The organism is Moraxella sp. CTOTU48717 (assembly GCF_032057165.1).
GTDB classification, from domain to species: Bacteria; Pseudomonadota; Gammaproteobacteria; order Pseudomonadales; family Moraxellaceae; genus Faucicola; species Faucicola tetraodonis.
The window spans coordinates 60,799-71,272 of the sequence record NZ_DAMBBC010000014.1 but is presented as its reverse complement, the minus strand read 5'-3'; the positions used below and the strand labels follow the sequence as shown (position 1 = coordinate 71,272).

At 42.2% G+C, this 10,474-nt stretch carries 9 protein-coding genes; 7 read left to right on the top strand and 2 right to left on the bottom strand.

Annotation, left to right across the window (positions count from 1 at the left end; translation table 11 throughout):
• Positions 1-292: DUF485 domain-containing protein (locus RT084_RS09270; RefSeq protein WP_313099462.1), on the top strand; the 292-nt coding region annotated here is incomplete at its 5' end.
• Positions 293-368: 76 nt separating this feature from the next.
• Positions 369-2,120 carry a cation acetate symporter gene (locus RT084_RS09265; protein WP_409519595.1) on the top strand — a complete coding sequence of 584 codons (1,752 nt, stop codon included), beginning with the start codon at positions 369-371 and terminating at the stop codon, positions 2,118-2,120.
• A gap of 77 nt (positions 2,121-2,197) precedes the next feature.
• Here the strand turns inward: RT084_RS09265 and RT084_RS09260 are convergent, their stop codons facing one another.
• A complete protein-coding gene (locus RT084_RS09260) occupies positions 2,198-3,217 on the bottom strand; it encodes a 5'-nucleotidase (protein ID WP_312385495.1) in 1,020 nt (339 codons plus the stop codon).
• A 465-nt stretch (positions 3,218-3,682) separates the two neighbouring features.
• Here RT084_RS09260 and thrS point away from each other — a divergent pair, with 465 nt between their 5' ends.
• Positions 3,683-5,611: a threonine--tRNA ligase gene (gene thrS / locus RT084_RS09255; RefSeq protein WP_203171342.1), complete on the top strand. Its 1,929-nt coding sequence runs from the start codon at positions 3,683-3,685 to the stop codon at positions 5,609-5,611.
• Positions 5,612-5,646: 35 nt separating this feature from the next.
• The gene (gene infC, locus RT084_RS09250) at positions 5,647-6,144 is read left to right on the top strand and encodes a translation initiation factor IF-3 (protein ID WP_172460503.1); all 498 of its coding nucleotides are present in this window, start codon (positions 5,647-5,649) and stop codon (positions 6,142-6,144) included.
• Between the two features lie 79 nt (positions 6,145-6,223).
• On the opposite strand, the gene RT084_RS09245 is transcribed toward infC, so the two are convergent.
• Positions 6,224-6,508, bottom strand: a complete 285-nt coding sequence (locus tag RT084_RS09245; RefSeq protein ID WP_312385498.1) for a GNAT family N-acetyltransferase — start codon at positions 6,506-6,508, stop codon at positions 6,224-6,226.
• A 286-nt stretch (positions 6,509-6,794) separates the two neighbouring features.
• On the opposite strand from RT084_RS09245, the gene ettA reads away from it, so the two are divergent.
• The 3 genes from ettA to RT084_RS09230 all read left to right on the top strand — a co-directional run bounded on the left by ettA (position 6,795) and on the right by RT084_RS09230 (position 10,450).
• Positions 6,795-8,456: an energy-dependent translational throttle protein EttA gene (gene ettA, locus RT084_RS09240; protein ID WP_007117348.1), complete on the top strand. Its 1,662-nt coding sequence runs from the start codon at positions 6,795-6,797 to the stop codon at positions 8,454-8,456.
• A gap of 100 nt (positions 8,457-8,556) precedes the next feature.
• Complete coding sequence (locus RT084_RS09235; protein WP_099833371.1) at positions 8,557-9,714, top strand: AAA family ATPase; 1,158 nt, start codon at positions 8,557-8,559, stop codon at positions 9,712-9,714.
• Positions 9,707-10,450, top strand: a complete 744-nt coding sequence (locus RT084_RS09230) for a DUF4435 domain-containing protein (RefSeq protein WP_157796991.1) — start codon at positions 9,707-9,709, stop codon at positions 10,448-10,450. The genes RT084_RS09235 and RT084_RS09230 overlap by 8 nt, the downstream gene beginning before the upstream one ends.
• The last annotated feature ends 24 nt before the right edge of the window (positions 10,451-10,474 follow it).

Sequence of the window (10,474 nt, the reverse complement as noted above, 5' to 3'; positions counted from 1 at the left end):
GGGTTTGATTCTTTCATATAGCTATAATACTATATTTTATGGGTTTGGTATTACTTTTTCTATCATTACTTTAATTGTGTGGTTTGGCTATCTGTTACTCGTGGGCTTTGATCCTGAAATGTTTGCTGCGCCACTGTCAGCAGGCTCGACTGTCCCTGTTGGCTTTTACATTGTTGTTGCCATTATGATTTTTGTACCAGTCATCACTTGGATATATGTCAGCAAAGCAAACGGCGAATTTGACACGATGACTCGTAAAGTAATCGATGATATCAACAGTGGTAAAGTATAACCTCACAGGGATTGTGTTGGGTTTTCAATTTTAAAATTGTGCTTTTTATAACAATTTTGACATCATTTTTGACACCATGGAGGGTGGCATGTTAAAACAACAATATAACGGCCTGGCTGTTAAAGGCTTGCACAAGCGTATCGGCAAGGTTTCAACTGCCGTAAGCTTGACGCTAGTGGGTCTGATGGCACAGATGCCAGCATGGGCAGCGGGCGCCCTAGAAGGCGAAGTAAAAAAACAACCGCTGAATATCTCAGCCATTATCATGTTCTTGATTTTCGTTTTTGCAACACTCGGTATTACTTACTGGGCATCAAAACAAAACAAAACCGCAAGCGACTTCTATACCGCGGGCGGCGGTATCTCAGGTACCAAAAACGGGATTGCTATTGCCGGGGACTATATGTCAGCGGTAACCTTTTTGGGGTTATCGAGTATGGTTTTTACCGTCGGTTATGATGGCATGATTTATACGCTAGCCTTCTTGATTGGCTGGCCAATTATTTTATTCTTAATCGCTGAGCGGCTACGTAACTTGGGTAAATTTACCTTCGCAGATGTGGCATCTTATCGTTTTTCCCAAACCCCAGTACGTATTTTTGCTGCATCCGGTACCTTGGTCGTCGTTGCGCTCTACTTGGTTGCGCAGATGGTCGGCGCGGGTAAACTGGTTCAATTATTATTTGGATTAGATTATATTTACGCAGTCATCATCGTTGGTGTGTTAATGATGGTTTACGTATTGTTTGGGGGTATGCTAGCCACCACTTGGGTACAGATTATCAAAGCTATTTTGCTGATGTCAGGTGCGACTTTCATGGCCCTCATGGTCATGAACCATGTTGGTTTTAGTTTTGAAAATTTATTCAAGTCAGCTGTTGCTGCCCATAGCAAACACGAATCAATTTTGTCGCCTGGTAAGTTGGTTAATAACCCCATTGAATCTATCTCATTAGGTTTGGGTCTATTGTTTGGTACAGCAGGTTTACCACACGTATTGATGCGTTTCTTTACGGTGCCAGATGCCAAAGCTGCGCGTAAATCAGTGTTGGTAGCTGCAAGCTGTATTTCATACGTATTCTTCTTAATTGTTCTTATTGGCTTGGGTGCCATCGTTATCCTAGCTGAACATCCAGATTATTTCACGACAGTGGTTAAAGATGGCGTAAGCTCACAAGCACTTATCGGTGGTGCCAACATGGCAGCGATTCACTTGTCGCATGCCGTGGGTGGTAACCTATTCTTAGGCTTTATCTCGGCGGTTGCTTTTGCGACTATACTAGCGGTTGTGGCAGGTCTGACTTTATCAGGCGCCTCAGCGGTCAGCCATGACTTGTATGCTAGTGTTATCAGAAAAGGTCAAGCGAGACCTGAAGAAGAGATGCGTGCATCAAAAATTACCGTGGTTGCGTTAAGTTTATTGTCGATCGTGACCGGTATTATCTTTGAAAACCAAAACCTTGCGTTCATTGCAAGTTTGGTATTTGCGGTCGCGGCATCGGCTAACTTCCCGATTCTTTTCTTAGCGATGTTCTGGCGTGGTCTAACCACTCGTGGTGCGGTAATCGGTGGGTTTGCAGGCTTAGCAGTCGCAGTGTTACTGATTATCTTAGGACCTGCGGTTTGGGTAGATATCATGAAACACGAATCACCCGCTTTCCCATACAAAAACGTGGCGTTATTTAGTATGCCTGTGACCTTCATTCTAGCGTGGATCGCATCTATCACTGACAACTCACCACGCGCTCAGCTAGATAGAAAAGGCTTTGATGCACAGTATGTACGTTCATTAACCGGTATCGGTGCGTCAGGTGCATCTGACCACTAATCCAATGTTCAATAAAAAATACCGCTTGCAATAAGCGGTATTTTTTTATATGGGGTTTTTTATAAAACCTATGAATTTCATGCTTGATGAATCTCAACAAGGTTTTGGGTTGCCGTGACATCAGCTTGTTTGACATACAATTTTGATTTTGAACTATAAGGCACTAGCCCTGAAGGTACTACGCCTTTAGCAGATTCGTAATTATGAATGGAGTCATCGAAGAAAATATGCGGGGCAAAGGTTTGCAGTACATGGCGTTTATCCAAGCCACCTAAAAAGAATGCCAAATCCACATTGACGCCCCAATCACGTAATGTCTTAATCGCGCGCAAATCAGCAGGCGCATTGCGTGCCGTCACCAGTGCAATTTGAATCGGTGGATGCTTGATTTTAGCAGGCAGGCGTTTTTGTAGTTTAGAGAGTTTGATTAAAAAATCCGCATACGGGCCTTTATTCATCGGTACATCACTCATTTTGGCTTCATAATCATGAAACGCTTTGAGTCCTTGCTGGCGAGACAATAGCTCCCCTGCTTCATCAAATAACACGGCATCGCCATCAAATGCAATGCGTAGCTGATTGGTGTCTAGCTCTTTCATATCAATGGGCGGCGCATCTAATATCGCGCAGGCACACACGCCTGCATCGGTGACTTGCTGGGCATCGTCATGATTGGTGGTCAAAAACAAATCCACCTTAAAATCCGCCACATAATCCGCCACCCCTTCGCCTGAGGTAAATGCCGAGCGACTAATCGGTAGTCCATGACTACGCAGCGCATTTAATACTTGAATACCGGTATCTGGGCTGTTTTTTGACATAATCACCACTTCAACCATAGGCGCAGCTATGCCCTCGCCCTTGTCATCGGCTGCACAATGGTGATTGAGATTGAGTAAGGCTTTGATAAGCGGATAACCTGTCCCTGTTTGCAAGGGGTCATTTTCGCGTTCAATCATGTATTTGCGAAATTTATCAATCGCCGTTTCTGGATCTTCGGTTAACGCTTGTTGAAAAAAACGCTCAGACTCCGATAGGTCAAACAATGCCGTGGCAGAGACCGCCACAATTAATGTATTGGAAAAATCAACTGACATAAAAATGCCCTTAATCAATCGTGTTGTTATGAAGCATAGCACTCACTATGCTGTAGTTATATAAGTTTTGCCACGGGTAATCTAGATTATTCCTGTAACTTGTTGGTGTAAAGACCCCACAGCTTAGTGTCAAGACACTCAATCAAATTAAAGATACTCAGTCAAATTGTAGATACCAAGCATTGGCTGTCGTCTATTGCAGTGTTTTTTACGCGGCTATCATGAGCTGCCTCAGTTTCTGTCATCACTGCAAGCAATTCTATCAGCAAGTTGGTTTCATCAGCGCAATTTGTTATAATAGCTCGTTTACGCTTTTTGCAGAGCGACGAATTCATGGGATTGTAATGCCTATCTAGACACGGTAAGTTTGGAAGGGCAGAGTTTTTCCCTTTTTTTATTCCCATCTCTCACGGTTACATGACCGATAGTAACGGTCATCACTGCCAAAGGACAACAGGAGCAATTATGGTAGCCATTACCTTACCAAACGGCGATATTAAACAATTTGATGGACAAACGTCAGTCATGGAAGTGGCGCAAAGCATCGGCGCAGGGCTTGCCAAAGCCACCGTTGCAGGACGTGTCAACGGCAAATTAGTTGATGCGTGTGACCCGATTAGCGAAGACGCAACCGTCCAAATCATCACGCCAAAAGACGAGGAAGGTGTGGAAATCATTCGCCACTCGACCGCTCACTTACTGGGTCATGCTGTCAAACAGCTCTATCCTGAAGTGAAGATGGTTATCGGTCCTGTGATTGAAGAGGGTTTTTATTACGATATCTACAGCGAGCGCCCGTTTACGCCAGAAGACATGGAAAAAATCGAAGCGCGCATGACGCAATTGATTAACCAAGATTACGATGTCATCAAAAAAATGACACCGCGCGACGAGGTTATCAAAGTATTCCAAGACCGTGGCGAGACTTATAAATTACGTCTTATCGAAGATATGCCGAATGAAACCCAAATGGGTTTATACTATCACCAAGAATATGTTGATATGTGCCGTGGACCACACGTGCCCAATACCCGTTTCTTAAAAGCCTTTAAACTCACCAAAATGAGTGGTGCCTACTGGCGCGGTGATGCCAAAAATGAGCAACTACAACGTATTTACGGTACCGCTTGGGCAGATAAAAAAGACCTAAAAGCTTATATTCAGCGTATCGAAGAAGCGGAAAAACGCGACCATCGTAAAATCGGTAAAGCGCTTGATTTATTTCATATGCAAGAAGAAGCGCCTGGTATGGTGTTTTGGCATCCCAATGGCTGGACGATGTGGCAAGTACTTGAGCAGTATATGCGCAAAGTACAAAAAGATAACGGCTATCTTGAAATCAAAACCCCGCAAATTGTCGATAGAAGCCTATGGGAAAAATCAGGTCACTGGGAAAATTATGGCGACATGATGTTCACTACCCACAGTGAAAAACGTGACTATGCGATTAAGCCGATGAACTGCCCGTGTCACGTGCAAGTGTTCAATCAAGGGTTAAAATCTTACCGTGACTTGCCATTGCGTCTTGCTGAGTTTGGCTCATGCCACCGTAATGAGCCGTCAGGTTCGCTCCATGGCATCATGCGGGTGCGTGGCTTTACCCAAGATGACGCCCATATTTTTTGTAGTAATGAGCAAATCAAACAAGAAGCCCAAGACTTTATCAAGCTTACCCTTGATGTGTATAAAGACTTTGGTTTTGATGACGTGCAAATGAAACTCTCGACTCGTCCAGAAAAACGGGTCGGTGCTGACGAACTGTGGGACTTGGCAGAAAAAGACTTAGCAGACGCGTTGGATAATGCAGGGCTTGACTGGCAGTATCTGCCAGGTGAAGGCGCATTTTATGGACCAAAAATCGAGTTTAGCCTTAAAGACTGTCTTGGTCGCGTATGGCAATGCGGTACACTGCAGCTTGACTTTAACCTGCCAGAACGACTAAGTGCGGAGTTTGTCAATGAGCAAGGCGAACGTGAGCGCCCTGTGATGCTACACCGTGCGATTTTGGGGTCATTTGAACGCTTTATCGGTATGCTCATTGAGCATTACGCGGGCTGGATGCCAGTCTGGCTTGCACCGCAGCAAGTCGTGGTGATGAATATTACCGACAACCAAGCCGAAGCCTGTCAAAAAGTCGCCGAACAATTGAATCAAGCCGGACTTCGTGTCATCACCGATTTGCGTAATGAGAAAATTGGCTTTAAAATTAGAGAACGCACCCTTGAACGTATTCCTTATATGATTGTCATGGGTGATAAAGAAGTAGAAAGCAACCAAGTTAACGTCCGTACTCGTGAAGGTGACAACCTTGGCGTGATGAGTATTGATGCCTTTATCGACTTGGTTAACCAAGCGACCGCCCAAAAAGGGCGCGTCAAATCAAAAACAGCGTAGGAGTAAGTATTATTAAGAGTTCAAACCGATTAGACATCAACGAGGAAATTCGTGCCAAAGAGGTACGCTTAGTCAAAGAAGACGGCGAACAAGTTGGTGTTGTGGATATAAAAACGGCTTTGCAGGCCGCCCGTGATGCTGAGTTGGATTTGGTCGAGATAGTACCAGACGCTCAGCCTCCTGTTGCCAAAGTGATGGACTACAGAAAATATCTGTACGACCAAAAACAAAAAGCCAAAGAAGCCAAAAAGAACCAAAAACAAACGCAGCTTAAAGAAATCAAATTGCGTCCTGGCACGGAAGAAGCCGACTATCAAGTCAAACTTCGTAAAATCCGTGAGTTTTTGGAAGACCAAGACAAAGTCAAAGTCACCATTCGCTTCCGTGGTCGTGAGATGGCTCACCAACAAATTGGCTTGCAGCAGCTTGAAAAAGTCATTGCCGATACGACCGATGTTGCTAATGTTGAGCAACAACCAAAAGTTGAAGGTCGTCAAATGGGTATGCTACTTGGACCTACCAAGAAAAAATAATCAGCAAACCCTAATCTATAAAAAAACCACATTAACTTATGTGGTTTTTTTATTGGCGTATTGACCCATTGATAAAGTTTTAAGCTTTTAAATCACTGTATTCGGGGTGTTTCTGTAGATAGCTTGCCACGTAAGAGCAGGCTGGCACGACTTTTTTACCTTGCTCACGGGCGTAGTCTAACGCGTGCCTGGTCAACGCCCCTGCAATGCCGCGCCCGCCAATCGCGTCTGGCACAATGGTATGGTCATATACGATGACATCACCATTATCCACATAGCTAATGTAAGCAGTAGTGCCGTCAACGGTGGTTTCAAAACGTTGTGATTGTTCGTTATGGTGAATCGATAATTGTAAATCCGACATGGTTGTCTCCTTGTGTATTTTTTTGTCTAGTATGCTATCTGTGATTTGGTTATTTGTCGCTTGATTATTTGCTGTTTGATAGTAGCACAACCACTGTCCATGACTTGTAAAAGTTTTTGCCTATTCGGTATGGGGTTTGCAAATGATTTTTCACTAGGCTTTTGCCTTGCCCCACCCCGTTAACAATGCGATAATAAGCGGTTAAATCTTACCATTTTTCAAATTTTTTGGCGTGGATGATACGCCTTACCTTCATTTGCTATTAGCTAACTTAAACAGGAAGAACATGGCTCAATATATTTATACCATGAACAAGGTATCAAAAATTGTTCCACCCAAACGGGAAATCCTAAAAGACATCAGCCTGTCTTTTTTCCCCGGTGCAAAAATCGGTGTGCTGGGTCTCAACGGTGCCGGTAAATCAACCTTGCTTAAAATCATGGCAGGCGTGGACACCGAGTATAACGGTGAAGCGCGTGCGCAAGCGGGTATCAAGATTGGCTACCTTGCCCAAGAACCGCAGCTAGACCCTGCCAAAGACGTGCGCGGCAATGTGGAAGATGGTGTGCGTGAAGCCTTAGATGCATTGGCGCGCCTTGATGAAATCTATGGCGAATATGCCTTACCCGATGCCGACTTTGACAAACTTGCCGCCGAGCAAGGCAAAATGGAAGACATCATCCAAGCATGGGATGCCCATAACCTCAACAACCAACTAGAAAAAGCCGCCGATGCGCTGCGCCTACCCGCGTGGGATGCTGACGTGAGCAAATTATCGGGTGGTGAAAAACGCCGCGTCGCCCTGTGCCGTCTGTTACTATCAAAACCTGATATGCTGCTCCTTGACGAACCTACCAACCACTTGGACGCCGAATCAGTCGCTTGGCTTGAGCATTTCTTAAAAGATTATAGCGGCACCATCGTGGCGATTACCCATGACCGCTATTTCCTTGATAACGTTGCCGAATGGATTTTGGAGCTTGACCGTGGCTATGGCTATCCTTACCAAGGTAACTACACCGAGTGGCTTGAGCAAAAAAATAAACGCCTAGAGCAAGAGCAAAAACAAGAAGAAGCCTTTGCCAAAGCGCTGAAACAAGAGCTTGAATGGGTGCGTAAAAACCAAAAAGGTCAACAAGCCAAGTCCAAATCTCGCTTGCAACGTTTTGAGGAATTAAACTCCAAAGAATTCCAACAGCGTAACGAAACCGCTGAAATCTACATTCCACCAGGACCACGTCTTGGCAACAAAGTCATTGAAGTCAACAATATCTCAAAATCATTTGGTGACCGTTTGCTATACGAAAACCTATCCTTCACTGTACCTCCGATGGCGATTGTGGGGATTATCGGACCCAATGGTGCGGGTAAAACGACCTTGTTTAACATGATTACAGGCAAAGACAAGCCAGATACGGGCACAGTTGAAGTCGGTGAATCAGTGAAAGTGGCGTATGTCGGACAGGTACGCGATGAGCTGGATGACAAAAAAACCGTGTGGGAAGAAGTCTCCGACGGTCTTGATATGATTACCGTGGGCGAATACACCACGCCTAGCCGTGCCTATATCGGACGCTTTAACTTTAAAGGTCAAGACCAACAAAAACTGGTCGGTAGCCTGTCGGGTGGTGAGCGTAACCGTCTGCAACTTGCCAAAACCTTAAAACAAGGGGCAAACGTGCTGTTACTCGATGAGCCATCGAATGACCTTGATGTTGAGACGTTGCGCGCGCTTGAAGATGCGGTGGAAGTGTTTCCCGGTACGGTGATGGTGGTATCGCATGACCGCTGGTTCTTAGACCGTATTGCCACCCATATTTTGGCGTTTGAGGATGAGGGTCCGATTTGGTTTGATGGTAACTACTCAGAGTTTGAGGCATACCGCAAAAAACAATTGGGCGCGGATGCCGAGCCAAAACGCATGAAATATAAAAAGATTGCGAAGTAAATTTAGTTTATAAAATATTTGCTGGTAACTATATGCTTTTCATTTTTTTAAGGTAGTATAGAGTTATCAGCAATTTTTTATTTAAAGTATAGGTTTTATTATGAAAATACAGTATGTGGAAATTGATGGTTTAAATGGTAGTAAGGAATTCATTAGGCTTGATTTTAATAATGATTTGAATATCATTACCGGTCGTAACGGTGCTGGTAAAACTACTATTTTAAAGCTAATTTGGTATATTGTAAGCGGCAACATTTCTTTTGCAATAAGAGAAATAAATTTTAGAAAAATAAAACTTCAAACAACTGATTATAGCTGTATCATCTCTAGGACAACTAGGAATAATTGTAGTTTGTATTTAAAAGTTAATGAGCAAGATCCTATAGAAATTGATGATTGGGTTATAGATGAAGAAGATGAAGATGAAGCTTTAGAGTTTTTAGTTACTCAGTTAAAAAATATTGCTGATAAAAAAGATATACAACAAGAAAATCCAAATAGTATTTTGTCAAAACATGGTGGTTCATTATTTTTGCCAACATTTCGGCGTATCGAGGGAGGTGTTCAAGCTAAACGTAAGAATATTCGTGCAGGTATGTCTTCATCAAGAAGATTAGAAGTTTCTTTAATGGAACTATCAGATATGCTAACTAATAGAAATCATCAATTTGTTGCCTCTTTAGGCACGATTGATATTGAAAGATTTTTGCGTGATAAAAATGCTGAGTTAGTAGAGGAAGTAACAACCCTACAAAACCTTTCTAATTTAAATATGTCAGAAAAACTTAAAGAGCTTCAAAAAGAAACAAATACTGAAAAGGTTCAAGAAGAACTAAAAAAAATACATACCATGATGGCTAAGTCTGAACAGAGACGAGTAGATATTATGAAGCCATTAGAAGTCGCTAGACAATATATATTAGATATACTAAAAATATCTGGTATAAAAATTGGTAATTTGACTTTTGGGAGTGCAGTAGAAACTATCAACTCAAATTTGCTTTCTGCAGGGGAAAAGCAAATGCTAAGTTTCTTAGCTTATAATGCTTTTTACCAAGATACTATTTTTATTATTGATGAACCTGAGTTAAGTCTACATGTAGATTGGCAGCGTATACTTTTTCCTACACTCATGAGACAAAATTCAAGTAATCAATTCATTATAGCAACTCATTCACCTTTTATATACAATAAGTATCCTGATAAAGAACTTGTTCTATCAAGTGATAAGGGTGATGGGTGTTTACAAAATGACTGATACTGGAAAAAGAGAGGTAAGCTTAGAGGAATTAATAAGTACGCTCGAAAGGTCTTCATTACCTACTATTGTTGTAGAAGGTAAATATGACATTATTATTTATCGCAAAATAGAGGAATTATTAGAAGATATCGTTGATGTTCTACCGGCTGGGGGTAGAGGAAAAGTATTAGGTATTTTTGATAGCATTAAAACAAATCCCAAATTGCAAGCAAAAAAACTAATTTTCATTGCTGACAAGGATACTTGGGTAAATACTGGTATTCCATCAAAGTATCAACAGGATATTTTGATTTTTACCAATGGTTACTCTATTGAAAATGATGTGTTCATTGATTATGGATGTGAACAAATCCTTGAAATAGAAGACAGCTCTATTAAAAATCAATTTTTGGCAGACAAAGAGAAGTTCATTCATTGGTACGCATTGGCGTTACAAGCAACGTTAAATGGTGAAAACCTAACCAAAGAACGAGAAATCGCCCGTGACCCAAATGAAGTATTAGGAAATGAATATTCCAAATTTATAGCATTAACAGCCAATGAAATATATCCAACCGAATTGCAAAGCAATTTAAAAGAAAACTATCCGTTACAAATTCGAGGTAAGTCATTATTAAATCTCTTTAGAAAACACCTAAAACATCATAGCTCCAAAGCGATGTTTCAAAAAGTTGCTATTGAACCAAAGACCAGTATTAATCGTATTTTTGATGACGTGAAAAAGCAATTTTAGGATTTATAACTCACACGCTATTCA